The following is a 26892-nucleotide window of genomic DNA, read 5'->3' as shown; positions in this document are numbered from 1 at the left end:
GACACGGTTTGCGCTATCATGTCTGTCAAATTCACCCATGAAGCCCGGAGCGTCGCATGAATTCCGTATCCCGCATCCCGAAACTGAGCGCGGTTTCGTTTGACGACGCATTGCAGTGGTTCTCCGAAATGCAGTGTCGGGGCCTGCTTTTTCACCCGGATGACGATCCGGCGGATATCGTGGTCATCCGGAATGGCGAAAAGATGTTCCGGAACCGGGAAACAGGGGAAGTCCGGTTCGTACTGGACGAACTGTTCGCCACTCTGGGCGATGGCGTTTATGAAGCAGCTTATCCCATCATGATGAACGCCTGTAGCATCCGGCTGGATGCATGAGCGCGGGGCGGCCCCAGCCTCCATACCGTTCCGTGACTAAGCCATCAACGCCTGTCCTGGGGCTATCGCTCGAGGCCACAGGAGCAGAACCCCGGTCCGAGTCGTTGCGCCAGACGACGGATCAGATCGACACGCAGATCCGGGTGATGGATTTGTTCGCCGGCCCCGGCGGTCTGGGCGAAGGGTTTTCAACTCTTGAGCCTCGTCCCGGTTACCGACCGTTTCGGATTATCGCGTCGGTCGAGAAGGATCCCGCCGCCTGTCGGACCCTGCGGCTGCGAGGTTTCTACCGCCGACTGATGCAGGTGAGTGACCAGTCCGCACTGGACACCTACTACGCCTATGTGCGGGGAGAGCGGGAATCACCGGTTGCACCTGACAGCGATGTAGCCCGAGTCGCTTGGCAGCAGGCGGGCGAAGAGACGCTGCAACGCACCTTGGGCGAACCAGACACTGGTCTAGAGCTACAAACCCTGATTCGTCGAGTGCGGACAAACGCTGATAAGCCGTTGGTGCTAATTGGTGGTCCTCCCTGTCAAGCCTATTCCTCAGTAGGACGGTCTCGCAATATCGGTATTGACAGCTACCAGCCCGCTTTGGATAGCCGACACTTTCTATACCGCGTTTATCTGGATCTGTTGAACAACCATCGGCCGGTGGCGTTCGTGATGGAAAACGTCAAAGGTATCCTGTCATCACAGATCGCCGGTCGACGTCTGTTCCCACGTATTCTTCAGGATTTGGCCAGCCCGGCCAGCGCCTATGGACAGGATAAGCGGCGACGACTTCCACGGTACCGGATTTATTCGCTGGTTGACGGCAGTTCGTTCCGGCATGGACAAGATCCCACATTGATCCAAGCCGAGCGGTTTATCGTTCAAGCAGAGCGCTATGGTATCCCTCAGAATCGGCACCGGGTAATTCTGTTTGGGCTGCGTGAAGATCTGGCCGACACCTTCGACCGTCTGGGTAATGCTTTTCCATGCCTCGGTCCGCTAACCGGGACGGAGCAACGACCCAGCGTCTTCACCCGGCACGCGCTGACCGATCTACCTCCACTGCGCAGTGGGCTGTCCTGGCTCAGGAGCGCGTGCAAGGCTGGCAGTTGGCAGGACACCCTGCTGCCGCTTTTCACCCATAGCGCGCGGACCATCGAGAATGCCGAGTTGCGCATCGCCTTTGAGGAATCTGCCCGACAGGTAGCAAACTCGAACCTGCCACGGGGCGGGCGTAGCGTCACCCCATCCAGTGAGGCTGGCTTTGCCGTCGGCTTACCGGAAAATTTGGCTGCCTGGTATCGCGGCCAAGATCCACCTCTGGTGCTGAATCACGAAACCCGCGCCCACATGCCGGAGGATTTAGCGCGCTACCTGTTCTGTTCCGTGTACGCCGGGCGGAAGGGAGTTTCGCCCAAGGCGAATCAGTTTCCAGCCGCGCTGGCGCCCCGCCATCGAAACTGGGCGTCGGGTCATTTCGACGACCGGTTCCGGGTGCAGGTGGCGGATCAGCCCGCCACGACGGTGATGAGTCATTTCGCCAAGGATGGTCATTACGCCATTCATTACGACCCGGCGCAATGTCAGCATTTTTCAAACGACGGAGTCGTTGTCGGTCAGTTCCGCTACAACAGCAGAAGGCAACGTATTTTCAAGCTCAAATGTAACCAGCATCGGCGCATCTCTTTCAGCAGAAACAAACCGTACTTTACCAAGATAAACAGCAGATTCGTGAGATCGCGGTTGAACGAATAAATGTAAGTTCAGTCCCCGCTGTTGATGCTCCATAATTCTTCGCCCTGCCTCATTATCTCGGCGCTGCCTGTTTTGACTAGACCATACAAAAGTTTTATTGTCCACAAGTCGATTGTAATACTGAAACTGGGAATGCGCTCCACTGGTGTCTATTTTGGTCATAATCATACATTCATTGCCAAACCAACAAACGCCAACATTATGACGTTGTGGATCATACTGTGTTCCAAAATAGTTTACTGCTTCGGCTCTTGAGTATTTTCGATGTAAAACTATATCTGATGGCGTCCTCAAAATCCCACCATGACGCATTTTCCAGTCTCTATCAAGAGTCCAAGCTAAACGTCCTTCAATCTGAAACAAAACTTCTTTGTTTGAAGGCATCACAAAAATATCTTGTCTTAAACATGCACCATCTAATAAGTCATTGTCTAAGCATTTTTGCACCCCTGCAAATCCAATGCTAAAAGACTCTTTCTCGACTTGCCAACGAGGATAATGAATAAAGAAATCATTAAAACCCACTTGCGGCTGTTCAGGGTTAGAACACATTGCCCATAGTGCAGCGTAGGCGGATATTCTAGAGCGTTGCCAATCCTTTTCAGCAGCAGCAAGTAATCTAAATAGTGCAGAATCTCTCGCTAATCCTGACGACCATTCTGTAGCATCTTCAACCGCAATCTGTAACTCCAACCAAGTCTTAAACGCTCGGCGATAGTGACCTAAATCGGCAACATCCTCGCGATGCAAAAAATCTACCGGCAGCAATGGATGCCCTAAATCTTGCCTGACCTGCTGATAAAGATTTATCCAGCGTTCCTTAATTGACATGGTTTGCTTGCGAATCTTGACTAATATTTCCTTGGTTCGATCTTGAAGCACTATTTCACATCCGGGGGGCGGGTCAATATCCAATTCTGGAATGCTGGACGGGTTGCGTCCCCTGCCGGGATCGTGGAGCGCACGCAATGCAAGCCAAGCATTCCGATGATGTCCAACAAAATCCAAAACGGTTAACATTTCCGTGCCGTCGAAAAGGCGCAAACCCCGCCCAAGCTGCTGAATGAAAATTGTCGGAGAATCGGTCGGTCGAAGAAATAGAAGGCTGTTGATTGCTGGAATATCGACACCTTCGTTTAAAACATCCGAGACGAATAGCCATTCCAGTACATGCGAAGAATCCCCTAGATTCGCGTAGATAGCCTTGCGAGATTCTAGGCTCATACTACCATCTACATAGGCGGACTCTAATCCTCTTCGTGTGAAGGCTTCTGCCATATATCGAGCGTGCCGAACCCCCGCACAGAAACCTACGGTAGCGCGTTTGACCCCATCGTAGCCGTGCTTGATCGCGTGTTCGAGAATGAGGTCAACACGCTTTTCAATCATCAACGCATTTTCCAACACATCTGGATCGAAACCGCCTTTTCTCCATAATCGCTCAAAGTCAACGGTGTCATCTGCAATCCCAAAATAGTGAAACGGCAAAAGCCATTGCCGACGTATTGCTTCCGGCAATCTGACTTCATACGCCACATTCCAATTACACCACTCCAGAACATCATGACCATCCTGGCGCTCAGGAGTCGCAGTCATACCTAACAGAAATCCTTGTGAAGCCGTGATTTTCAACGGCGCATAACTCGGCGCTGCGGCATGGTGAAATTCATCTATCACAATGTAATCAAAATGCCTATTTAGCACACTGGGGTTTCTTGATAGCGCCTGTATACTGGCAAACAGGATTTCAGCATCTATATCTTTGTAGGATTCGACCAAAAAGCCGAATTCCTTTGATGAACCGAGTACGTTAGCAAAGGTAGTCCATGCCTGATCTAAATGTTCTTTTCGGTGCGAAACATAAAGCAGTGTCCGAGAACTTGATGCTTTAAAGTCAAAAGCGGCAAGATAAGTTTTTCCCACACCTGTAGCGGCGATTACAGCCGCGCTTTTTTCCCCACATTGCCGGATTTCAGCAAGCTGCTTTAATGCTTCGATTTGAGCCTTGTTTGGCTGCGGAGCGATTACAAACTTTGGTATATCGGCAGATAGATTATGGTTTAATTCCCTCAATATCTGACGGTAAGAATGAATTAAATCGGAAGTAAGCGGTTGAACATCAGGCCGATTCCAAAGAGTATCAAAATTAAGCCTTGCGTCAGCAACTGCTATTTGATCTTGAGTAACTAGATTCCACTCGACATTGCTCGTTAATCCACCTCGCGTAAGGTTTGAAGAACCTACCCAAACTTGATGATTACCAAACATCCAAAATTTTGTGTGAAAGGCTGTATGTCCAGTTTGAACGCGGCACTCGATACCTTCCAGAGAAAGTATTGATTCCAGCGCATCAGGCTGAGTGATATTTAGATATGTGGATGTCAACAAGCGTAATTTTGCACGGCGACAACCAAATTTTACGAGATAATCAAGCAAAAGCGACAAACCACTGCAACGAGTAAATGATATTGCAAATGCAGCTTCGTCAGCCCAAGTAAGACCATCCCGAATAATGTCTAACATTCGGGCGTCATTTGGTAAATTAAGAACCGAAGATTTATTGTTTATAATGTTCATTATAATTACAATTTAGCCGAAATATAAATCAATTTTTCAGCGGCTGACTGGATTCCCATATCTGCGGGAATGACGGAATCCGGGAACCCTAAATGCGAAAAATTACCGGAAATTTGTATTACCAATCCACTGGCTGAAACGGCGGATCATTTCATCGATCACGGCGCTGCAATCAATATCCTTACCCCAGTCAGGTTGCTTGAGGCGGTACAGATTCACCATCTGGTCAATGTGTTCCTGGATGATCGCTGGCGTGATATGGCTGCGATCCTCAACTTCCAGCAACATCTCCTGCGTCATCTTGACGATTTTCTGCTCGTTCGCGTTCATGCGGATCTCTGGGGAAGTTATGCGAGGGTCGGAATGTCCGGCAGGTTGCGGACCAGATCGGGATACTGATGAAATGGTTCGGTGCGGAGCAGTTGCTCACGCGCCATCTGTGGCGAAAGGCCCTTTCTCTGGATCATGTTCCTGAACATCACCTCCAGAACAGCCACAACCTCGGCTGGCGCTTCGCCCACGAAGCCGGTACGTGGGACTTCCTTGCCCTCGGTGGTATCCAGCCAGATGCGTTGCACCGGCACGGTTTCCTCGATTACTCGTAACATGACGCGGATTTGTGGAAGCAGTGCCCCGGCACTTTCGAGAACGGCTTTGACGGCTGGGTGGTCTTCACTGATTCGGTAGCGCATACCCCCATTGCCCTGTTCGGCCTGCCAGGCTTCCACAAGTGATTCTTTCCCACCCACCTGGATTATCCGCCCACGGTGAGCAAAAACCCGTCGCGCACGCTGACGGATATCCTCGGCAAGGCTGAGCAACCTTCTACGCAGAGCGACCGGTGGCCGGGCCGTAGACTTGCGGATGTCGATTTTCCAGTCGGCATCAGCGCTGTTGGGGATGTCAATGCGGATCCGCGCCAGCCGATGGGCTTCCTCCCGTGTCCAACTGCGTCCCTGACCCAGTCCCAGCCAACCACCTGCGACCAGCAGCCGGGCATTACGATAGACGTAGAAGCCCTGTTGCGAGGTCCAGCCTTCCGGCCCACCGGCCGGTTCATAGGCTCCGGACTCCAGCCGATCATGGTGCGGAAGTACATGGCCTTGAACTTCAACCAGAGCTGCCCCGATCCGATAGGGTTGCACCGGGGAAGACCAGGTGGCGGGATGGTCGATCAGAAACGGATCCCACGGCTTGACCGGACGGTCGTTAATCAGAATCCGCAGCCGGGGATGCAGCCCGTCAAGATAACGGTGAAAGACCATGGACAGGTGTTGTTCGACCCGATCCATCAGGTCGAGAAAGTCCTGTTCGCTGAAACCCGGCGTGATGATCCGATCCAGAATTTCCCATAACACCAGGGTTCCCTGCGGCTGTTCATCCAGAATCCGAAGGTACTCGACCGAACCATCGGCGGCATCTTCCAGCAGATACCATCCATCGTCAGGACGCCGGGCAATCTCGTCCAGATCCCAGCGCAGGCAGTGGGTTTGCCCGTCCCGACGACTGGCGACGGTCAGCCGCCGACATTGCGACAGTGAAGCCGTTTTCAGGCCCAGTCCAAACCGGCCCAAATCGTCAGCAGCACGGGGGTCCAGTGGGTTGCGTTCGCCCAGCCGCATAGCCTGGTCCAGTTCGTCGGCGTCCATGCCATCGCCATCGTCAAGAATGTGTATGGCGCTACCCGATTCAGCCCACACAAACCGGAGATGGACGGTTGCAGCCCGGGCGGCGATGCTGTTGTCAATGACATCGGCCAAGGCGGTAGCGGTGGAGTAGCCCAGCCCACGCAGGGCTTCGAGCATCGCGCTGGCTTTGGGCGGCGCATGTCGGGATCGGGTCATGCTGGCTTGAGTCATGGCGACAGGAAATCACGCAACAGGTCTGAACGATTGGGATGAGCCAGCTTTTTTAGCGCTTTGGCTTCGATCTGGCGGATACGTTCGCGGGTCACATCAAACTGCTGGCCGATTTCTTCAAGGGTTTGTGCAAACGGTCTATCGATTCCAAAGCGCAGGCGGATGACTTCAGCATCCCGTGGCTTGAAATCATCCAGCAGTCGGCGAATGTTTTCTTCCAGGTTGTCGTTGATCGCTGCCTGTTCCGGCGATACGGCCTGCAAGTCTTCCAGCCGATCAGCAAAACTTTCATCGCCCTCGCCATCATCCATCAGCGCTTCCAGCGAAATCGGTTCCTCAACGACCTTCATCACCTTACGCACCCGGTCTTCGGGTATCTCCATCCGTATGGATAGCTCCTCTGGGGTAGGTTCTCGTCCAGCCTCCTGCCACATCTGCCGGGAAATCCAGTCCAGTTTGTTAATGGTCTCAATCATGTGGACCGGAATGCGGATGGTGCGGGCCTGATCAGCAATGGCGCGGGTAATGGCCTGCCGAATCCACCACGTCGCATAGGTCGAGAATTTATAGCCGCGCTGGTAATCGAATTTATCCACTGCCTTCATCAAGCCAATATTGCCTTCCTGAATCAGGTCGAGAAAGTCCAAGCCCCGATGGGTGTACTTCTTGGCGATGGAAATCACCAGTCGCAAATTGGCCGTAGTCATTTCATGCCGGGCGTGGCGGACTTTGGCATCGCTGCTTGACAGTCGATAATTGAGATCTTCGATGAATTCAATCGGAAGATGGGTTTCCCGTTCAATGGCCCCCCGTTCCTGCTGTAGGTGCGGGCCGTTCCGATCCGGGTTGCGCGTCTCCAAGGCATGAATGCGTTTAGCCATGCCATACACTTGGGCAATCAACCGATTCAGCGTCTTCGGCGCAATGCGGAATTGCAGGAAACACTCGCTTAATTGCTGGCGCAGTGCCTGTGCCCGAGGGTTCAGGAGACCGACTTTATCAATGCTGGAAAGGGTCTGCTGGTACAGGGAGCGCAATTCTGTGAAGTGACGGGCGATTTCCTCAGGATCGAGGGTGTTTTCAGCAGCAGATGATGTGCTGTCTTCGTCCTCATCCTCGTCTTCGTTATCGAAGGCTGCCGCCTTGTCACCAGCGACCACCGCATCCTGGTCATCAGCGGCCAGCAGCAATTCAACGTCCAGCAAGGGCGGCGCAACGTCTTCGACATCCTTGAAACCACTGATTACTTCGGTCAGCAGACTACCATTCTCACAGGCCAAATCATAAAGTCGCAGCAGTTCGCTAATGGTCAGCGGATAATCAGCCAGAACCAGCAGCACTTGGCTGACGCTTTCCTCAATGCACCGGGCAACCTGAATTTCTTCTTCAGCCGTCAGCAAATCAAAGTCACCAAGATCACGTAGATAGCAACCAACAGGCTCCATGCGCTGATCCAGCCATGATTCAATAAAGGACAGCGCTTCATCGATGATCGGCTCCTCTGGATTCTCCTGTTCAGGATCCAGAGGAGCGAAGTCAGGCGGCAAATCATCATCCACCCAGTCGTCAATTTGAATGCCCAGTTCTCCGAGAATACGATTCAGCAATAGCTCCTGCATTTCCAGATCGGGTTGGTCATGCTGTAGTGCGTATTCGATGTCAGCGCGGGAAACTCTCCCGACTTGGAGACCTTGAATCAAAACCGGGGTGATGCTTGCCCAGCGCTCGGCCCACACTCGATCACGCCGGCTCGTGGGCAGGTTCGGCAGGTCGATCTCAATATCCGACCAGTCCGCGTCAGTATCGACGGGAACGTGATGGGATATGATCTGGTGAAGGACACGGGTGCTGTCAAGGCAGTCGAGATCGCCTTCTGGCGGCGGCGTTTCGATCTCTGCTTCCCAGGCCATAGCGTCAAAATCCAGCGCATCGGCAAAGGAATCCGTCAGATCTTCAATCACAGTTTTATCATTGACAGCCTGACTATCGGGATCCGGTACGCGGGTAGCAGCAGCGGCCCGTAGTATGGCTTCCACTGTGCCATGGCCGGCAATGCCAGCCAGATCCAGTGCATCTTGGCCCTGACGGTTTTTCAGAACTGGATCGGCTCCAGCATCCACCAGAATCTGGCAGATTTCCGCACGGCCACGGACGGCAGCGAACATTAGCAGCGAAGTACCGCTGTCATCCTGCCGGTTGATATCGCCGCCGCGCTGGAGATGAAATCGAACCAAATCCAATGCACCAGCGCGAATAGCCATCTTGAGAAGTGGATTCATCGTGTCCGGCCTTGACAGGTTTCACCAAGGCATGCTCTGTATCTTCAGAATGTACCACAAAGATAGCATATGTCAGTGAAAAACATAAGGTTGCCGACGGCAGGCCATAACAGTCTCCCCCCATCCCCACTCGCCCGATTTGGCAATTCGCCGAAATCAACGATAATTAGGCCACGCCGCCCGCCACGGGCGCTCGCGATAAAAAAGCATAACCACCCTTGACATGAAACAGCTCATCCTCGGCGGCGCCCGGTCCGGCAAAAGCGCCTTCGCCCAGCGCCAGGCCGCCGCCGCTGGCCTGAACGTCGTTTACCTCGCCACCGCCCAGGCCGGCGACGCGGAAATGAGCGAGCGCATCGCCCACCACCGCGCCGACCGCCCCACCGATTGGGGTCTGGTGGAAGAACCGCTGGCCCTCGCCGCCGCCCTGCAAACCCACGCCGCTCCGAACCGCTGTCTGCTGGTGGACTGCCTGACGCTGTGGCTCAGCAACCTGCTGGCCACCGGCGACGACCGCCTGGACGCCGAAACGCGCGCCCTGTTGAACACGCTGCCGGGACTGCCGGGACAGGTACTGCTGGTCAGCAACGAAGTCGGCCAGGGCATCGTCCCCGCCAACCCCCTGGCCCGTCGCTTCCGCGACGAAGCCGGCCGATTGCATCAGGCGGTCGCCCGCCGCTGTGACCGCGTCACCCTCGTGGTGGCCGGCCTGCCCCTTACCCTCAAGGACTGCCCCGCATGAGCCATCACTGGTTTGACGACCCGATTCCCGGCCCCGACGCCGCCACGCTCGCCGCCGCCCATGAGCGGCAGGCGCAACTGACCAAGCCGCCCGGCTCGCTGGGCCGGCTGGAACAGCTCGGCGCGACCCTGGCCGCGATGCAGGGCACCCAGCAGCCGCGGTTGGATCAGGTCTGGATCAGCGTGTTCGCCGCCGACCATGGCGTCGTCGCCGAAGGCGTATCGGCCTTTCCGCAAATCGTCACCGCCGAAATGGTGCGCAACTTCGCCCGTGGCGGCGCCGCGATCAGCGTGCTGGCCCAGGAATGGAACGCCCGGCTGGAGGTGGTCAACGTCGGCACCGTGCAAGCGCTGGGCGATCTGCCGGGGGTGCTGGATGCCCGGATCGCCGCCGGCACCGCCAATTTCGTCCATGAACCGGCCATGAGCGTCGAGCAGTTGCACGACGCGCTGACGGCGGGCCGCGAAGCCGCCGAGCGCGCCTCGATCGGCGGGGCAAGGCTGTTTATCGGCGGCGAGATGGGCATCGGCAACACCACCAGCGCCGCCGCCGTCGCCTGCTCCCTGCTCGGTCTGCCGGCCGCGCAACTGGCCGGTCCCGGCACCGGCCTGGACGCCGCCGGCGTCGCCCGCAAGGCCCTGACCATCGAACGAGGGCTGGCCCGTCACCGCGCCGACCGGCCGCTCGCGGCCCTGCAACGACTGGGCGGCTTCGAAATCGCCGCGCTGGCGGGCGCCTACCTGCGCTGCGCCCAACTGGGGATTCCGGCGCTGGTGGACGGCTTCATCGCCACCGCCGCCGCGCTGGTGGCGGCTCGGCACCAGCCGGATCTGTCCGCCTGGCTGTTCCACGCCCACCGCTCCGCCGAACCCGGCCACCGCCGGCTGCTGGACGCGCTGGACGCGCAACCGCTGCTCGACCTGGACATGCGCCTGGGCGAGGGCAGCGGCGCGGCGATAGCGATGCCGATCCTGCGCGCCGCCGCCGCCCTGCACGCCCGCATGGCCACCTTCGCCGAAGCCGGAGTCTCGCGCACATGAACGATTTCACCACCGTCGATCTGCTACGACACGGCGAACCGGCGGGCGGCAAGAAATTTCGCGGCGCGCTGGACGATCCCCTCAGCCCGCTGGGATGGCAACAGATGCGCGCGGCGGTCGGGGACTTTCGCGGCTGGCAAACGATCGTCAGCTCGCCGCTGACCCGCTGCGCCGCGTTCGCCCGCGAGCTGACTCAACGCCTGGATCGACCCCTGGAAATCGTCGAAGGCTTCAGTGAACTGCGCTTCGGCGTCTGGGAAGGCCGCAGCGTCGCCGAGGTCCATGACAGCGACCCGCTGGCACTGGCGCAATTCTGGCGCGACCCCATCGCCCACCCGATCCCGGGAGGCGAGCCCGTCGCCGACTTCGACCGACGGATCGGCCAAGCCTGGGCGGCGCTGCTGGAACGCCATCGTGGCCAACATGTGCTGCTGGTTGCCCACGGCGGCACCATCCGCATGGTGCTGCGCCGGATTCTGGACATGCCCTTGCAACGCCTGTGGCGCTTCGAAGTACCCTTCGCGGCACTCAGCCGGGTGCACTGGTTCCACGATCCAGACGCCGAGCCTCGCCTGGTGTTTCACAATGGCCAGGTGGCATGATCCTCCGCGCCTTCGCCCTGGCCCTGCAATTGCTGACCCGATTGCCGGTCCCGTCGTCCACCACGCCGCCGCGCCCCGAAGAATTGGGGCTGTCGGTGCTGTTCTTCCCGGTGGTGGGGCTATTCATCGGCGCGCTGCTGGCCGGACTGCACACCACGCTCTGGCTGATCGACCCCGGCGTGCTGGCGGCCCTGGTGCTGGCGGTCTGGGTGCTACTGACCGGTGGCTTGCACCTGGACGGGCTGGCCGACACCGCCGATGCCTGGATCGGCGGCCACGGCGACCGCGACCGGACCCTGAGCATCATGAAGGACCCGCGCAGCGGCCCGATGGCGGTGGTCATCATCGTATTGGTGCTGCTGAGCAAGTTCGCCGCCCTGCAAGTGCTGCTGGCCGGAGATGCCCGCACCATACTGTTGCTGGCGCCGGTGCTGGGCCGCTCCGTCATCGTGCTACTCCTGGTCACCACGCCCTATGTGCGGACTGAAGGACTGGGTGCGCCTTACGCCGACTATCTGCCGCGACTGAACTGCGCCACGCTGGTTTTGCTGGTGGCCCTCGCCACGGTCGGGCTGCTCGACTGGCAGGGTGGCGTGCTGCTCGCTGTGCTGGCCGGCGGGTTTTTCGGCATGCGTCACTGGCTGCTGATCCGATTGGGCGGCACCACCGGCGACATCCTCGGAGCCGCCTGCGAGTTGACCGAAACCGTCGCGCTGCTGGTGCCGGCGCTGCTGGTGGAATAAGCCGCTCGGGGACATCGATCCATGGATTTTCTCCGATGCCTTTGTTTTTCGCCTTGAAACATTAGATATTGCTAATATATAAAGACCTTATACCCGCTCAGGTCAAAGGGAGAATTCCATGCCCATACCGACACGCCCGCTGCTGCTCTGCTGCCTGTTGACCGCCGCGCCGGCGCTCCTCGCCGCCGAACCACCGTTTCCGGTCGCCGAGGCCCAACGGCAAACCCTGCCCGACGAGCAAGTGCTCGACGGCGTGGTCGAGGCGGTCAACCAAAGCACCGTTTCCGCCCAGACCGCCGGTCAGATCGAGGACATCATGGTGGATGTCAACGATTTCGTCCCACGGGGTACCCCGATCGTCCGCATCCGCAACATCGAGCAGCGCGCCGGACTGGAGCAGGCCCAGGCCAGCCTGCGCGAAGCCCAGGCCCGCCATATCGAAGCCCAGGCCGAATACAACCGAATCAAGAATATCTACGAGCGGCGACTGGTGTCCCGGGCGCAAATGGATTCCGCCACCGCCGGCTTCAATGCCGCCAAGGCCCGGCTCGACGCCGCTCAGGCTGGCGTCGCCCAAGCGAAGGAATCACTGGGTTACACCATCATCAACGCCCCCTACAGCGGCATCGTCCTGGAGCGCCACATACAGCGAGGCGAAGCCGTCCAGCCCGGCAAGCCACTGATCACCGGCTTCTCGCTCGATGAACTGCGGGTAGTGGCCGACATCCCCCAACGATTGATCGTGCCGGTGCGCAAGCACGGCCAGGCGCGGGTCTTGCTGCCGCCGGACGGCAAAAACAGCATCGCCGCCAAAAAGCTGACCTTCTTCCCCTACGCCGACCCGCGGAGCAACGTATTCAAGGTGCGGGTCTACCTGCCGCCCAAGACCAAAGACCTCTATCCGGGCATGTTCGTCAAGGTTGCTTTCCGAATCGGCGAGGACAGCCGCTTGACCGTGCCGAAGCAGGCCTTGGCGCAACGTGGCGAAGTCAGCGGCGTCTACGTAGTCAAGGACGGTCGCGTCACCCTGCGGCAGGTCCGACCCGGCCGGACCGAGGGTGACCTGGTCGAAATCCTGGCCGGACTGGAACCGGGCGAGCCGGTGGCGCTGGACCCGATCCGGGCCGGCGTCTACCTGAAGGAACAACTACAGCGGACGGTGGAGAACTAGCATGAGCGCCGCCACCGAACCGCGCCTCGGCCTGTCCGGGGCGATTGCGAAAAAATTTCTGCTCAGCGAAATCACCCCGTTGCTGGCGCTGGTGGGACTGTTGATGGGCGTGTTCGCGGTGCTGGTCACCCCGCGCGAGGAAGAGCCGCAGATCAACGTGACCTTCGCCAACGTGTTCATCCCCTTCCCTGGCGCCACCGCCCGCGAGGTGGAGCGGCTGGTCAGCAGTCCGGCCGAGCAGATGCTTGCCGAGATCGAGGGCGTCGAACACGTCTATTCGGTGTCGCGGCCCGGCATGGCGGTGCTGACCGTGCAATTCCTGGTCGGTCAGCCCCGCACCGACGCCATCGTCCGGCTGTACAACAAGCTGTATTCCAACCTCGACTGGCTGCCGGCCAATCTCGGGGTCGGTCAGCCCATCGTTAAGCCCAAGGGCATCGACGACGTGCCGATCGTCGCCCTGACACTGTGGACCGAGGACCCGCAACGCGGCGCCGACGATCTGAGCCGGGTAGCCCACACCCTGGAAAGCGAGTTGAAGCGCGTCTCCGGCACCCGCGACCTGTACACCATCGGCGCGCCGGATCGGGTGGCGCGGGTGCTGTTCGACCCGGCCCGGCTGTCCGGCTACGGACTGGCGCTGGCCGATTTGCGCCGCTCGCTGCAAGCCGCCAACGCCTCGACCGACGCTGGTTTCCTGGTCGGCGACAACCGCGAAATTCCGGTACAGGCCGGCAGCTTCCTGGTGGACCCGCGGGAAATCGGCAGTCTGGTGGTGGGGCTGCACCAGGGCACGCCCGTTTATCTGGCCGATGTCGCCACGGTTGAACTGGGTCCGGATTCGCCGGAGCGCTACGTCTGGCTGGGTACGGGTCCGGCGGCGGCGGCGAACGGCATCCACAGCCGGGGCGAGTTCCCGGCCGTCACCCTGGCCATCGCCAAAAAACCCGGTGAGAACGCGGTCCAGGTTGCCGATCAACTGCTGGAACGCGTCGAGCAACTCAAGGGCACCTTCATTCCCGAGGGTATCAACCTCACTGTCACCCGCAACTACGGTGTCACCGCCAACGACAAGGCGATGACCCTGATTCACAAACTGATCTTCGCCACCAGTCTGGTCATCATGCTGGTGCTGGTGGCGCTGGGCTGGCGCGAGGCCATCATCGTGGGTACGGCGGTGATTCTGACCCTGACGATCACGCTGTTCGCTTCCTGGGCCTGGGGTTTCACCCTCAACCGGGTGTCTTTGTTCGCCCTGATCTTTTCCATCGGCATTCTGGTGGACGACGCCATCGTGGTGGTGGAAAACATTCACCGTCATATCCACTTGGGCGGGCGCAAGCTGGTCGAGGCAATTCCGCTGGCGGTGGACGAAGTGGGCGGGCCAACCATCCTGGCGACCTTTACCGTGATCGCCGCCCTGCTGCCAATGGCTTTCGTCTCCGGGTTGATGGGACCGTACATGAGTCCGATCCCCATCAATTCCAGCATGGGTATGCTGATTTCGCTGGCGGTGGCCTTCGTATTCACCCCGTGGCTGACCTACAAAGTGCTGCGGCGAGTGGTGGAGAAGCGCGCGGCCTCGGCCTCGCCGCCGCACGCAGACGAGGGCCATGAAGCCACCGTTGGGACAGGTCGAGAAGATTTTGCGCATCGCCTGTTCCGCCGCGTGGTCGGCCCCTTCCTGCGGGGGCGACGGGGTAAACCGCTGCGCTGGGTGCTGGGCGTGGGCGTGCTGCTGCTGATCGGCGCTTCGGTCAGCCTGGCTTATTTCCAACTGGTCGTGCTCAAGATGCTGCCCTTCGACAACAAATCGGAGTTTCAGGTGGTCGTGGACATGCCGGAAGGGACGACGCTGGAACAGACCGCCCGGGTGCTGGGCGAGCTGGGCCGCTATCTCGGCACGGTCGAGGAAGTCACCGACTATCAGATCTACGCCGGCACCGCCGCGCCGATCAATTTCAACGGCCTGGTGCGACAGTATTACCTGCGCGCCGGCGCCAATGTCGGCGACATCCAGGTCAATCTGGTTGACAAGAAACATCGCCATCGCCAGAGCCATGACATCGCCCTGAGCGTGCGCGGCCCCTTGCAGGACATCGGCAAGCGCTACGACGCCAACGTCAAGGTGGTCGAGGTGCCGCCCGGTCCGCCGGTCATGTCGCCCTTGGTGGCCGAGGTCTACGGTCTGAACTATCCCGGCCAGATTCAGGCCGCCCAGGCAGTGCGGCGGATCTTCAGCGCCACGCCGGACATCATCGATGTGGACGATACGGTCGAAGCGCCCACCGAACGGCTGATCGCCCATGTGGATCGGGCGAAGGCGGCCCTGCTCGGCGTGTCGCAACAGGCGGTCGCCACCGATCTCAACACCGCGCTGCGCGGCGAGGATGTCAGCTATCTGCACTCCAGTACCGCCAAATACCCGATCCCGCTGCGGCTGGAACTGCCGGTCGCCGCCAAGGCCGGCATGGCGACCGTGCTGGATTTGAAAACCCGCGCCCAGGGCGGCCAACTGGTGCCGCTGTCGGAGATCGTCGACATCGAACAAACCCAGCGTGAAAACGCCATCTACCACAAGGATCTGCTGCCGGTGGTGTTCGTGTTCGGCGACATGGCCGGCGCGCTCGACAGTCCACTGTACGGCATGTTCGAAATCTTCGCCCACCTGCGGGAGCAGCCCATCGGCGGCGAACCGCTGGAGCAGTTCTTCATCCGCCAGCCGGACAATCCCTACGGCTACAGCCTGAAATGGGACGGCGAGTGGCAGATTACTTACGAGACCTTCCGCGACATGGGCATCGCCTACGCCGTGGGGATGATCCTGATCTACCTGCTGGTGGTGGCGGAGTTCCGTTCCTATCTGGTGCCGCTGATCATCATGGCGCCGATTCCGCTGACCATCATCGGCGTGATGCCGGGCCATGCCCTGCTACACGCCCAGTTCACCGCCACCTCGATGATCGGCATGATCGCGCTGGCGGGCATCATCGTCCGCAACTCGATCCTGCTGGTGGATTTCATCAATCTGGAGGTGGCCGGCGGGACGCCGTTCGAGGAGGCGGTGATCCGCTCCAGCGCGGTGCGGGCCAAGCCGATCATCCTGACCGCGCTGGCGGCCATGCTGGGGGCGCTGTTCATTCTCGACGATCCGATCTTCCGGGGGCTGGCGATCTCCCTGATCTTCGGCATCATGGTGTCCACCCTGCTGACGCTGATCTTTATCCCGGTGCTGTATTACGCGGCGTTCCGCAAGCGGCTGTGTGTGGAGCCAAGCTAATATCGACCACAACTGATTGAGACTCCCCATGGACGGAAACCCCGCCGACCGACAGCGAAAACAATTTCCGCTTCCGCGTGTTTCGCGTTGTTCAATGGCGAAACTCACCCTACTATTTTAATCTGCTTTTAGCCGTTCCTTTTATTTTCCCCTTAAGTTAGTGAGGTTAGTATCTCCCATGAGCAAGCCCAAGAAAGTCGCGATCCTCACGGCGGGCGGTTTGGCCCCCTGCCTCAGTTCGGCCGTTGGCGGCCTCATCGAACGCTATACCGAGGTCGATCCCAGCATCGATATCATCTGCTACCACAGTGGCTACAAAGGACTCCTGCTGGGCGACTCTTACGTGGTCACTCCGGAAGTTCGCGAAAAAGCCCGACTATTGCATAGCTTCGGCGGCTCGCCCATCGGCAACAGCCGGGTCAAGCTCACCAACGTCAAGGATTGCGTGAAGCGCGGCCTGATCAAGGAGGGCGAGGACCCGCAGAAAGTCGCCGCCGACCAACTGATCAAGGATGGCGTCGATGTGCTCCATACCGTCGGTGGGGACGACACCAACACCGCCGCCGCCGATCTCGCCGCTTTTCTGGCCAAGAACGACTACGGACTCACGGTCATCGGCCTGCCCAAGACCGTCGACAACGACGTGTACCCGATCAAGCAATCGCTGGGTGCCTGGACCGCCGCCGAACAGGGTGCCCGCTACTTCCAGAACGTCGTCGCCGAAAACAACGCCAACCCGCGCATGTTGATCGTCCACGAAGTCATGGGACGCAACTGCGGCTGGCTCACCGCCGCCACCGCGCTGGAATACCGCAAGCTGCTCGACCGCGCCGAATGGCTGCCCGCCATCGGGCTCGGCCGACCCTCCTTTGACATCCACGCCGTCTTCATCCCCGAGATGGAAATCGATATCGCCGCCGAGGCCAAGCGCCTGCACGCCTTGATGGACCAAGTCGATGACATCAACATCTTCGTCTCGGAAGGCGCGGGCGTGGAGGCGATCGTGGCCGAACTACAGGCCAAGGGTCAGGAAGTGCCCCGCGATGCCTTCGGCCACATCAAGCTCGACGCCGTCAACCCCGGCAAATGGTTCGGCGAACAATTCGCCCAGATGATCGGCTCGGAAAAGACCCTGATCCAGAAGTCCGGCTATTTCGCGCGCGCTTCCGCCGCCAATATCGAGGATATCCGCCTCATCAAGTCCTGCGTCGATATGGCCGTCGAATGCGCCATGCGCCGCGAAGCCGGCGTCATCGGCCACGACGAAGATCGCGGCGGCGTGTTGCGCGCCATCGAGTTCCCGCGCATCAAGGGCGGCAAGCCCTTCGATATCGATACCCCCTGGTTTACCGAGATGCTGGCGGCCATCGGGCAACCGAAAGGCAAGAAGATCACGGTCAGTCACTAGGAGAAAAACCGGAATACGCCGGAATGAAGCCGTGCAAGTACACGGTCGATCCCGGTGTATTTCCGGCTTGCGTCGTCCGTCCCCTCCCCCTCAAGGCGGCGGGGGCGCGATGACCTCGCGGCTGCCGTTCGACTGCAACGGCCCCACCACGCCGGCGCTTTCCATTTCCTCGACCAGCCGCGCCGCCCGGTTATAACCGACGCGCAAACGGCGCTGCACGCCCGACACCGAGGCACGACGGGATTCGGTCACGATGCGCACCGCTTCATCGTAGAGCGGGTCGCTCTCGCCGCCACGACCCTCGCCATCGCCGTTGCCGTTGTCGCTCTCCTCGCGCGGCTCGGCCAACACATCGTCGATGTAATCCGGCACCCCGGTCTGGCGCAGATAGTCGACCACGCGATTGACTTCGTGATCGTCCACGAACGCGCCATGCACCCGCTGCGGCAAACCGGTGCCGGGTGGCAGGTACAGCATGTCGCCGTGCCCCAGCAACTGCTCCGCTCCCATCTGATCGAGGATGGTGCGCGAATCCACCCGCGACGAGACCTGAAAAGCGACGCGGGTCGGGATATTGGCCTTGATCAGACCGGTAATCACGTCGACCGACGGCCGCTGGGTGGCCAGGATCAGGTGAATACCGGCGGCGCGTGCCTTCTGCGCCAGCCGGGCGATCAGCTCCTCGACCTTCTTGCCGACGATCATCATCATGTCGGCCAGTTCGTCGATCACCACCACGATGAACGGCAAGGGCTGCAATACCGCGATTTCGCCCGGCGCCTCCGCGCGCTCCGGCGTCCAGAACGGATCGGCCAGCGCCTCCCCCGCCGCCAGCGCGTCGAGCACCTTGCGATTGAAGCCGGCGATGTTGCGCACCTTCAAGGCCGCCATCAAGCGGTAACGACGCTCCATCTCGGCCACGCACCAGCGCAGGGCATTGGCCGCTTCCTTCATGTCGGTGACCACCGGGGTCAACAGATGCGGGATATCCTCGTAAATCGACAGCTCCAGCATCTTCGGATCGACCAGGATCAGTCGCACCTCGCTGGGCGGCGCCTTGTACAACAGGCTGAGCAACATGGCGTTGATCGCCACCGATTTACCGGAGCCGGTGGTGCCGGCCACCAATAGGTGCGGCATCTTGTTCAGATTCGCCACCACCGGATTGCCACCGATATCCTTGCCCAGGGACAGGGTCAGCGTTGCGCTCGACTGGGTGTAGACCGGCGCTTCCAGCACCTCGCGCAGATAGACGATCTCGCGATGCTGGTTGGGAATCTCCAGGCCGATCACCGATTTGCCGGGAATGATCTCCACTACCCGCACCCCGATCACCGACAGGCCGCGCGCCAGATCCTTGGCCAGATTGCTGATCTGGCTGACCTTGACGCCCGGCGCCGGCTCGACCTCGAAACGGGTGATCACCGGACCCGGTTCCACCGCCACCACCTGAGCCTCAATGCCAAAACTTTTGAGCAGGACTTCCACCCGTCGGGACATCTCGACCAGTGTCTCGCTGGAATACCCAGCGGTGCGAGCCGGCGGTTGGTCCAGCAGTTCCAGCGGAGGTAGCAGTCGGGGCGCGGCCGGGGCCGGCGCGGCGACCCGGCGCGCCAGAGTCGCCACCGGCGTGGGAGATGCCGGCGCGCGCGGCGCGGGATGCGGAACCACGACGGGCGGCGGCGGCAAATGCTCCGGCTTATCCAGCATCTCTTGTGCTTCCGGCGCAAAATCGGCTTGCGCGCCAGCAACCGGATGGAGCGGATGGGGAACCGAAACCGCGCGAGCGAGCCGATCGCCACCGGCCGGAACCGCCCGCGCATTGGCCACTCCACCGGCAAACCCCGCGCCCGTGGGCCGGTCCGCCCGTGCTGAAGCGGCGGGCGTCACCGGTTGGGCCGTTGCTGGCAGCGGCCGGCTAACAGCGGGATTGCGGCCGATGCTGGCGGTAGGCACCAGCGTCAGCATATCCAGCGTCGACCTGGCGGGGGTTCCATCGACGGGTTCGGGGGCGGCTGTAACCGCATGCGGCCGGCGGTCCTGCATCGGCAAATTCAACACTGGTTCGATGCGCGCCGATGGCCGCGAACCGGCCACCGCCTCGGTTTTTCCGGGCGGCGGCGCGGCATCGGGTGGCGGAATGGCATCGGCCGGTGTGGGGTTTCCCCCAGCGGCATTCGCCGTGGGCGTCCGATCCATGGCCGGCTCCTCGCGCTCGCTGGCCCGCCGATCGCGCCACCCCGCCAACAAGCGGATAGCGGCACCGCGCAACCACGCCCCTGGAGCCGGTCGCTTCGCCGCCACCGTTGGCGCTACCCCGGCATCGGCGGTTGGCTCCACCATCGTGGCATCGGGTGGCAACGCGGCGTCGCCGTCCGCCGGACGACTCCGGGACAGTGGCGCCAGGATCAAACCGCCAACCCAATCCGTTGCCTTCAACACCGCACTGCCCAAACCCTCCACCAGCACCAGCCACGATAAACCGGTGCCCAGGGTAAACCCGGCCAGCAACAAGGCCACCATAAACAGATTGCCACCCGTAAACCCGAAGGCCTGAATCAAAAACCGGCCGACATGCGTGCCCACCAGCCCGCCGGCCGATCCATCGCCGGGCACCGTACCGGGAGCCGCGTGCAGATGCACCGCCGCCAAACCGCAGGCGGTGGCCAGCACCACCGCGAACCCCAGCACCCGGAACACCACCACCTCCGCATCCAGATCCAGCAGCACGCCACACTTGAACAGCCGCCAACCGCCGAACACCACGCCCAGCGGCAGCAAATAAGCGGAATAGCCGAAAAAATACAGAGCAATGTCGGCGAACCATGCGCCGGTCGCGCCACCGAGATTATGTGGTTGCGTCACGGGTCCGGTATGGGTCCAGGCCGGGTCCGCCGAATTGTAGGTCACCAACGCACCGATCATTCCCAACGTGACCGCAACCAACAGCCAGAAGCCGATTTCCCGTAACATACTCTTAATGAAACGAAAAACATTAACCCGAATCTCATGCCGTTCGGTCTTGACTCGACGTGCCTGCGCCAAAATGAAGTCCTATGGTGGTATGGTGATATGAAGAATGCGCCCGAAGATCAAGGCCCGCTCGCCCGCGTTGGGCGCGATCGCCACCGATCGGCGACCGGACAAATCGGATGAGGGTTATTGTCCCATCCTCAGACGATCAGGTGAAGGGCGCCAGCACGCCGGGCACGAACCAACATGCCGTTTCGAGTTCAAAACCGCATGGCGTGCTTTCGATCCGATCCCCCTGCCACTCCAACCCATGACTCATGCGTATTCAATTCCTCGCTAGCCTAAGCGAACTTTCCGCGTCCGAATGGAACGCGCTCGTACCCGAGCACAACCCTTTTCTCAGCCATGAGTTTCTCAGTGCCCTGGAGCGGCATCAATGCGTCGGCGAACACACCGGCTGGCTGCCCTGGCACCTCGCCTGCCGGGACGAAAACGGGCGCCTTCTGGGGGCGGCGCCGCTGTACCTGAAATACAACTCCTACGGCGAGTTCGTCTTCGACTGGGGCTGGGCCGAAGCCTACCGCCGGCAGGGCCTGTCCTACTACCCCAAACTGGTCGGCGCCATTCCTTACACCCCGGTCGGCAGCCCTCGGCTGTTGCTGGCACCCGATCAGCCCAACCCTCAAGCGACGGTACGGGCCATGATCGACCACGTCTTGGAGGAGAGCCGCCGCCGCCAGTTCTCCTCGATCCATTGGCTGTTCCCCACCACCGCCGATCTGGACCCGCTGCTGGCCCAGGGCTTTCTCCACCGTCTGGGCTGCCAGTTCCACTGGCGCAACCGCGGTTACCGGGACTTTCAGGATTTTCTCGACGCGCTCACCGCCAAGCGGCGCAAAAATATCAACCGGGAACGTCGGCTGGTCCGCGACGCCAATTTGGAATTACGGTTGTTATCCGGCCACGAGGCGACCGAGACCGAATGGCGAGTTCTGCACGATTTTTATCGCTCGACCTTCGACCGGCTGGGCGGCACGCCGACCCTGACTCTCCCTTTTTTTCAGGAGATCGCCGCCACGCTGGGTGACCGAATCGTGCTGGTATTGGCCAGCTCTCAAGGCCGCGAAGTCGCCGGCGCCATCAGCTTTCGTAGCGATACCACGCTCTACGGCCGCCATTGGGGCTGCCGATCCGATTATGACAGCCTGCACTTTGAAGCCTGCTATTATCAGGGTCTGGAGTACTGTATCCGCACCGGTCTACAGCACTTCGAGCCCGGCGCACAGGGCGAGCACAAGATTTACCGAGGCTTTTTACCGACGCTTACGCACTCGATGCACTGGATCGCCCATCCGGGTTTCCGAAGCGCCGTGACCGATTTTCTTGCTCGGGAGACACCTGCTCTGCACCAGTATGCCGGGGAACTGTTACGACATTCGCCCTATCGGGATGAGGTGACACCGGATGCGCCTGACGTGGCTGGATCCACATAACGACAATCAACCTTTTCCTCATCCAGACCGCGCCCTGACCGAACCGGACGGCCTGCTGGCCGCCGGCGGCAACCTGACGCCGCGCCGCCTGCTGCGCGCCTACCGGATGGGTATCTTTCCGTGGTACTCGGCCGATCAACCGATCCTGTGGTGGTCACCGGACCCACGTTTGGTCTTGCTTCCGGAATGCCTCAAGGTTTCGCGCAGCTTGCGCAAGACCCTCCGCAAGAGCTTGTTTGTCATCACCGCGGACACCGCCTTCGAGCAGGTCGTCGCGGCCTGCGCCGGTCCGCGTCAGGGGGAACCGGGCACCTGGATCACCTCGGAAATGTACCGCGCCTACTGCCGGCTGCACCGGCTCGGCCACGCCCACTCCATCGAAACCTGGCAACAGGGCGAGCTGGTGGGCGGGCTGTATGGGGTAGCGCTGGGCCAAGTGTTTTACGGCGAATCCATGTTCAGTTGGATCAGCGATGCCTCCAAGATTGCGCTGGTCGCGCTGACCGCCCAGCTCCAGCGTTGGGAGTTCGCCGTCATCGATTGTCAGGTCACCACCGCCCACCTCCTAAGCATGGGCGCGGTCGACATCCCTCGCGCCTCGTTCCTGCAATTGCTGGAACGCTATTGCCCTCAGCCCGACCAGCCCGGCCCCTGGCGGCTGGACGCCGATCTGCTCGACTCCTTGTTTGCCGGCGCGCACCCATGAGCAACCCTCGCGATTCGTTGTACGACCTGCGCATGTTTCTGACCACTGACTATGCGTGCAGCTATTTGCCGGGCCGGCGCGCGCGCAACCTGGTCGCCGATCCGGCGATGACCGACAACCCGCTTTACACTCAACTGGCGGAACTCGGTTTCCGCCGCAGCGGCGAGCATGTCTACCGGCCACATTGCCGAGGCTGCGCGGCCTGCCGGTCGCTGCGCGTTCCGGTGGAGCGGTTTCAGCCGAACCGCTCGCAGCAGCGGCTGTGGAAACGCAATCGGGATCTGCGGGTACGGGTGCTACCAGCCGAGTTCGATGGCGAACACTTCGAGCTATTCGCCCGCTACATCGGGACCCGCCATGCCGGCGGCGGCATGGACCCCGCCAGCCCGGAAAACTACTGGTCGTTCGTGGCCTCACGCTGGTGCTCGTCCTGGCTATATGAATTCCGCCTCGACCAGGAGCTGCTGGCGGTGGCGGTGGTGGACCGGCTGGATGAGGGACTGTCGGCGGTCTATACCTTTTTCGACCCTCTCCGGGAAGCGCGCGGTCTCGGAACCTACGCGATCCTATGGCAAATCGCCGAGGCGCGGCGGCTGGAATTACCGTGGGTCTATCTGGGCTACTGGATCGAGCAGTGTGGCAAGATGGCCTACAAGGCCCGCTTCAACCCACACGAGATTTTCATCCCGGAACGCTGGGGGTGGGTGGGGGTGGATAACTAGGCTGGTTTTCGCGCAAAACCCCGGAATTCCAGTCGAATAAAAATACCCATGATCTCGACTTCGATCCCGGCATAATTCCAAACAAATCCTTAAAGACATCCATCATGTTAAATACAATCAAGATATTATTCCTATTTATTTTCTTGAGCATGCCCTCAACGATCCACGCGGCCACTCCTACCAAACAGGCCGTCACGCTGCTTACACAATCAAGCGCACGATCCAATAAAGGGGTGGTTGGCATCATCACAGGGGGTATCAATGGTACCTATATACGTATCGCTTCTGATCTTGCCACTGTCTTGGACACCGATAGTTTGCGTATTTTAGCTATTGTTGGCAAAGGCTCGGTTCAGAACATCAGTGACCTTTTATATCTAAAAGGCATTGATATAGCGATCGTTCAATCCGACGTATTAGAATACATAAAACGTCACGGCACCTATAAAAATATCGAAAATAAAGTTTACTATATCGCAAAACTCTATAATGAAGAATTTCACCTGCTTGCCAATACGGAAATTAAAAACCTGAGTGATCTTGCCGGTCAAAAAATTAATTTCGATACAAAAGGCAGCGGCACATTTATTACCGCCTCTATTATCTTCGACACTTTAAATATTCCAGTGGAACCCACTTATTATGATCAAGCCACTGCGTTGGATAAATTAAAAAACCACGAAATCGACGCCTTGGTCTATGTCGCTGGCAAGCCCGCCCAGTTATTCGATAAACTGACAGCTAATAACTCCTTGCATTTCGTGCCCATCGATCATACCCCGGTATTATTGGAAACCTATCTACCAACCCAACTCAACAGTCAAGATTACCCCAATCTGATCGAGCCCAACCAAACGGTAAAAACCATCGCCGTCGGGGCCGTGCTGGCGGTATACAATTGGAAAAGTGCTAGCCCTCGTTACCAAAAAACAGCCAATTTCGTTAACCATTTTTTTGAGAATTTCAATGAGTTTCAACAGCCAACTCGACATCCAAAGTGGCGCGAAGTCAGTTTATCCGCCGTCATTCCCGGTTGGACACGATTTAAACCCGCGCAGAAGTGGCTGGAGCGCCAAAAATAAGGTGGCGCGTGCTCAGCCTGCAAATCCCGTTTTCGTTGGAGTCGAAAATTCGATTCCAATTAGCACTGGCTATCGCCCACAATAGACATCACCAATGTTTTTGCTCAGGGTGAGGGGCACGATATATAGCTCTCCTCAATAACTTGTGGTCGGCTCAGGAGCAGAAATCCTCCAACCCTCTTTTCTCAAAGGAGGTGCTGCGTCAGCGGCAGTGTGGATTTAGCCCGGCGGTCTACGCTTCCACAACTCAAAGAGGATCATTATCCTTTACCATTCATCGGCGGTCTTCAATTTAGTACAGTAACTGCTTCAGCCTACTCGCCTCACTTTCTCCTAACGCCGGTAAATTGGATAACCAATATCTTAGTGCCTCAAGACGCTCGATACTTTGTGGATCAGCAGTCTTCTCCTTAGCTTTCAAATACCACTCTACCGCCTTGACGGGATCAGGATAAAACCCTTTAATTTCCAGTCGATCCAATATGACTGGATCATAAGTTTTGCCGACCGCGACCATCGCTTCCACCGAACCGGCACTGGCCGCTTCCTGATAAAAAAGACGCGCCGAAGCCACATCGCCCCGTTCCAACAACAAATCGCCATTCCTCATATAAGATAAAATAACCGATGCATCAAGCGGTTTCACCACCGTTGGTGATGGTGATGGCGAAGTGGGCGCTACTTCGATCTCCTCGCCAGGATAAGTAGTTTTGGCTACTACTGGAGAGGCTGGGAGAGATTTTAATGGTTTTTCCGATGATCCCGCCTCTGGCTCAGCGGATGATTCCTGGCGATTGACGGGGACCGGCTTTGCCAATTCTGATGAAGGCGACAACTGAGACCCTTTGGTTGGCGCAGGCGTGGGCGTTGTCATACCCACTGGCGCCAACATTGGCGCCAGTGGTTTGAATTCGGAGATAGTACGCTGATAAAAATAGACACCCCCAATTCCTCCAAATAAACCCGCCAACAATGCGACTGGTAGTCCAGAGAAATTAAGCCGTCTGGAATGCCCTTTTCCAACTTGACGATCATCCCTCCATTCGGATTCACTCGCCGACAGTGGCCTGATAGCCAAAGAGCGAGTTGAGTCATGCATCAGACCATCATGGGCTAGCCATCGTTCCGTTTTCGCACTCTGAGTGGCACTGCCTGAATGCGTTGTTTCATTATTCATGATATCCACATGGGCCAGCAATTGCTCTACCATCGCGCTCTGAGTGGCACTGCCTGAATGCGTTATTTCTAAAGAATCGAAATCAATTTCAGGAGATAAATCTATTTGCCTACCTTTAAGACTCAATTCACTGGCAGCTTCATCAACAATTTCCGTCGATAGAGTGACTTGTTCCCTAACTTTAGCGATTAACAGTGCATGCTCACAGAGCATATTAATTAAACGAGGACTACCGCCGGTATAATCGTTGATCCGCTCAATGATGGGTGGTGAAACCAACGAATCCATGATTGGCCCATCGACATCATGTTGCACTTGTCTGGATATGAAAGCCGCCACATCCATGGCAACCAAAGGCTTCAAATAAACATGGATGGCACCGGCCACATTACTACGGAGAATTTTTGTCTCACTCAATATCTCTTCCAATACCGGGGTTCCAGTCAGCACAATTTGTACGGTGCGTCCTTTTTCAAACTCAAAGTGAGACAAATTAAGCAAGCCATCCAAGGCTTCATTTTTCAAATGATGCGCATCATCGATCAGCAAAACCACTCTCATTTCTTGTATAATACAATTAGTTAGATGTTTTTTTAGCGCTTCCAACTTAGTGGAGAACTCCCTATTGGTCACTACCACCCCTAATTGATCGTTAATAACAGTAAGCAAGCTATAGAAATCAAAATTAGTCGCGCAGCAATAAGAAAACTTGATATTTGTTGGTGATTCGCTGATCAGTTTACGCAATAATACGGTCTTTCCCACACCCGCTTCACCCGTCAATATTAATAAACGACGATTCTCACGGATACCATCGAGCAACCGAATATACGAATCTAAATATGCAGCATTGATGAAAAAGAATTCCGCATCCGTAGACGTCTCACGCTCAGACACAGGATCCATGGAATTAACTCTCAGAATGTCCGTAACATCAATCACGGCCATATCT

General features: G+C 58.6%; 18 protein-coding genes. 12 read left to right on the top strand and 6 right to left on the bottom strand.

Features of this window, described 5'->3' with window-relative positions:
• Positions 1–56 precede the first annotated feature (56 nt).
• Complete coding sequence (locus IPM89_05525; GenBank protein QQS55268.1) at positions 57–335, top strand: hypothetical protein; 279 nt, start codon at positions 57–59, stop codon at positions 333–335.
• Between the two features lie 1589 nt (positions 336–1924).
• Here IPM89_05525 and IPM89_05520 read toward each other — a convergent pair.
• From IPM89_05520 to IPM89_05505, 4 genes are all read right to left on the bottom strand, one after another.
• Positions 1925–4663, bottom strand: coding sequence for a DUF3427 domain-containing protein (locus IPM89_05520; protein QQS55267.1), 2739 nt, complete (start codon positions 4661–4663; stop codon positions 1925–1927).
• Between the two features lie 102 nt (positions 4664–4765).
• The gene (locus IPM89_05515; protein QQS55266.1) at positions 4766–4993 is read right to left on the bottom strand and encodes a hypothetical protein; all 228 of its coding nucleotides are present in this window, start codon (positions 4991–4993) and stop codon (positions 4766–4768) included.
• 17 nt (positions 4994–5010) lie between these two features.
• Positions 5011–6468, bottom strand: a complete 1458-nt coding sequence (locus tag IPM89_05510) for an ATP-binding protein (GenBank protein QQS55805.1) — start codon at positions 6466–6468, stop codon at positions 5011–5013.
• Between the two features lie 50 nt (positions 6469–6518).
• Positions 6519–8801 (bottom strand): sigma-70 family RNA polymerase sigma factor, encoded by a 2283-nt coding sequence (locus tag IPM89_05505; GenBank protein QQS55265.1) that lies wholly within the window; start codon positions 8799–8801, stop codon positions 6519–6521.
• Positions 8802–9024: 223 nt separating this feature from the next.
• Here IPM89_05505 and cobU point away from each other — a divergent pair, with 223 nt between their 5' ends.
• The 7 genes from cobU to IPM89_05470 all read left to right on the top strand — a co-directional run bounded on the left by cobU (position 9025) and on the right by IPM89_05470 (position 17787).
• A complete protein-coding gene (gene cobU, locus IPM89_05500; GenBank protein ID QQS55264.1) occupies positions 9025–9543 on the top strand; it encodes a bifunctional adenosylcobinamide kinase/adenosylcobinamide-phosphate guanylyltransferase in 519 nt (172 codons plus the stop codon).
• Positions 9540–10583 carry a nicotinate-nucleotide--dimethylbenzimidazole phosphoribosyltransferase gene (gene cobT / locus IPM89_05495; protein ID QQS55263.1) on the top strand — a complete coding sequence of 348 codons (1044 nt, stop codon included), beginning with the start codon at positions 9540–9542 and terminating at the stop codon, positions 10581–10583. The genes cobU and cobT overlap by 4 nt, the downstream gene beginning before the upstream one ends.
• Complete coding sequence (locus IPM89_05490; GenBank protein ID QQS55262.1) at positions 10580–11185, top strand: histidine phosphatase family protein; 606 nt, start codon at positions 10580–10582, stop codon at positions 11183–11185. Before cobT ends, IPM89_05490 begins: the two co-directional genes overlap by 4 nt.
• Positions 11182–11928 (top strand): adenosylcobinamide-GDP ribazoletransferase, encoded by a 747-nt coding sequence (locus tag IPM89_05485; GenBank protein QQS55261.1) that lies wholly within the window; start codon positions 11182–11184, stop codon positions 11926–11928. The genes IPM89_05490 and IPM89_05485 overlap by 4 nt, the downstream gene beginning before the upstream one ends.
• 118 nt (positions 11929–12046) lie before the next feature.
• On the top strand, positions 12047–13099 hold the full coding sequence (locus tag IPM89_05480; protein ID QQS55260.1) for an efflux RND transporter periplasmic adaptor subunit: 1053 nt from the start codon (positions 12047–12049) through the stop codon (positions 13097–13099).
• Position 13100: 1 nt separating this feature from the next.
• Entirely contained in the window at positions 13101–16379 is a 3279-nt protein-coding gene (locus tag IPM89_05475; GenBank protein ID QQS55259.1) for an efflux RND transporter permease subunit, read from the top strand.
• Positions 16380–16557: 178 nt separating this feature from the next.
• Positions 16558–17787, top strand: a complete 1230-nt coding sequence (locus IPM89_05470; GenBank protein ID QQS55258.1) for a pyrophosphate--fructose-6-phosphate 1-phosphotransferase — start codon at positions 16558–16560, stop codon at positions 17785–17787.
• A gap of 90 nt (positions 17788–17877) precedes the next feature.
• On the opposite strand, the gene IPM89_05465 is transcribed toward IPM89_05470, so the two are convergent.
• Positions 17878–20760, bottom strand: a complete 2883-nt coding sequence (locus IPM89_05465) for a DNA translocase FtsK 4TM domain-containing protein (GenBank protein QQS55804.1) — start codon at positions 20758–20760, stop codon at positions 17878–17880.
• A 317-nt stretch (positions 20761–21077) separates the two neighbouring features.
• Between IPM89_05465 and IPM89_05460 the strand changes: the two genes are divergently transcribed.
• From IPM89_05460 to IPM89_05445, 4 genes are all read left to right on the top strand, one after another.
• On the top strand, positions 21078–22253 hold the full coding sequence (locus tag IPM89_05460; protein QQS55257.1) for an N-acetyltransferase: 1176 nt from the start codon (positions 21078–21080) through the stop codon (positions 22251–22253).
• Complete coding sequence (locus IPM89_05455; GenBank protein ID QQS55256.1) at positions 22225–22959, top strand: leucyl/phenylalanyl-tRNA--protein transferase; 735 nt, start codon at positions 22225–22227, stop codon at positions 22957–22959. Before IPM89_05460 ends, IPM89_05455 begins: the two co-directional genes overlap by 29 nt.
• Positions 22956–23681: an arginyltransferase gene (locus tag IPM89_05450; protein QQS55255.1), complete on the top strand. Its 726-nt coding sequence runs from the start codon at positions 22956–22958 to the stop codon at positions 23679–23681. Before IPM89_05455 ends, IPM89_05450 begins: the two co-directional genes overlap by 4 nt.
• A 104-nt stretch (positions 23682–23785) precedes the next feature.
• Positions 23786–24763 (top strand): TAXI family TRAP transporter solute-binding subunit, encoded by a 978-nt coding sequence (locus tag IPM89_05445; GenBank protein ID QQS55254.1) that lies wholly within the window; start codon positions 23786–23788, stop codon positions 24761–24763.
• Between the two features lie 292 nt (positions 24764–25055).
• Here the strand turns inward: IPM89_05445 and IPM89_05440 are convergent, their stop codons facing one another.
• The gene (locus IPM89_05440) at positions 25056–26882 is read right to left on the bottom strand and encodes an AAA family ATPase (protein ID QQS55253.1); all 1827 of its coding nucleotides are present in this window, start codon (positions 26880–26882) and stop codon (positions 25056–25058) included.
• Positions 26883–26892: the final 10 nt, after the last annotated feature.

Source organism: Candidatus Competibacteraceae bacterium (assembly GCA_016699715.1).
Classification (GTDB): Bacteria; Pseudomonadota; Gammaproteobacteria; order Competibacterales; family Competibacteraceae; genus Competibacter.
The sequence above is the reverse complement of the archived record's forward strand: the minus strand, read 5'-3'. Positions and strand labels throughout refer to the sequence as shown.

What these genes read in the sequence shown, in the direction of transcription:
- cobU (QQS55264.1), top strand. Translation starts at nt 9,025, where the DNA reads ATGAAACAGCTCATCCTCGGCGGCGCCCGGTCCGGCAAAAGCGCCTTC.
- IPM89_05510 (QQS55805.1), bottom strand. Translation starts at nt 6,468, where the DNA reads ATGCTCGAAGCCCTGCGTGGGCTGGGCTACTCCACCGCTACCGCCTTG.
- IPM89_05460 (QQS55257.1), top strand. Translation starts at nt 21,078, where the DNA reads ATGCGTATTCAATTCCTCGCTAGCCTAAGCGAACTTTCCGCGTCCGAA.
- IPM89_05470 (QQS55258.1), top strand. Translation starts at nt 16,558, where the DNA reads ATGAGCAAGCCCAAGAAAGTCGCGATCCTCACGGCGGGCGGTTTGGCC.
- IPM89_05465 (QQS55804.1), bottom strand. Translation starts at nt 20,760, where the DNA reads ATGTTACGGGAAATCGGCTTCTGGCTGTTGGTTGCGGTCACGTTGGGA.
- IPM89_05505 (QQS55265.1), bottom strand. Translation starts at nt 8,801, where the DNA reads ATGAATCCACTTCTCAAGATGGCTATTCGCGCTGGTGCATTGGATTTG.
- IPM89_05525 (QQS55268.1), top strand. Translation starts at nt 57, where the DNA reads ATGAATTCCGTATCCCGCATCCCGAAACTGAGCGCGGTTTCGTTTGAC.
- IPM89_05520 (QQS55267.1), bottom strand. Translation starts at nt 4,663, where the DNA reads ATGAACATTATAAACAATAAATCTTCGGTTCTTAATTTACCAAATGAC.
- IPM89_05480 (QQS55260.1), top strand. Translation starts at nt 12,047, where the DNA reads ATGCCCATACCGACACGCCCGCTGCTGCTCTGCTGCCTGTTGACCGCC.
- IPM89_05515 (QQS55266.1), bottom strand. Translation starts at nt 4,993, where the DNA reads ATGAACGCGAACGAGCAGAAAATCGTCAAGATGACGCAGGAGATGTTG.
- IPM89_05475 (QQS55259.1), top strand. Translation starts at nt 13,101, where the DNA reads ATGAGCGCCGCCACCGAACCGCGCCTCGGCCTGTCCGGGGCGATTGCG.
- IPM89_05485 (QQS55261.1), top strand. Translation starts at nt 11,182, where the DNA reads ATGATCCTCCGCGCCTTCGCCCTGGCCCTGCAATTGCTGACCCGATTG.
- cobT (QQS55263.1), top strand. Translation starts at nt 9,540, where the DNA reads ATGAGCCATCACTGGTTTGACGACCCGATTCCCGGCCCCGACGCCGCC.
- IPM89_05445 (QQS55254.1), top strand. Translation starts at nt 23,786, where the DNA reads ATGTTAAATACAATCAAGATATTATTCCTATTTATTTTCTTGAGCATG.
- IPM89_05450 (QQS55255.1), top strand. Translation starts at nt 22,956, where the DNA reads ATGAGCAACCCTCGCGATTCGTTGTACGACCTGCGCATGTTTCTGACC.
- IPM89_05490 (QQS55262.1), top strand. Translation starts at nt 10,580, where the DNA reads ATGAACGATTTCACCACCGTCGATCTGCTACGACACGGCGAACCGGCG.
- IPM89_05455 (QQS55256.1), top strand. Translation starts at nt 22,225, where the DNA reads ATGCGCCTGACGTGGCTGGATCCACATAACGACAATCAACCTTTTCCT.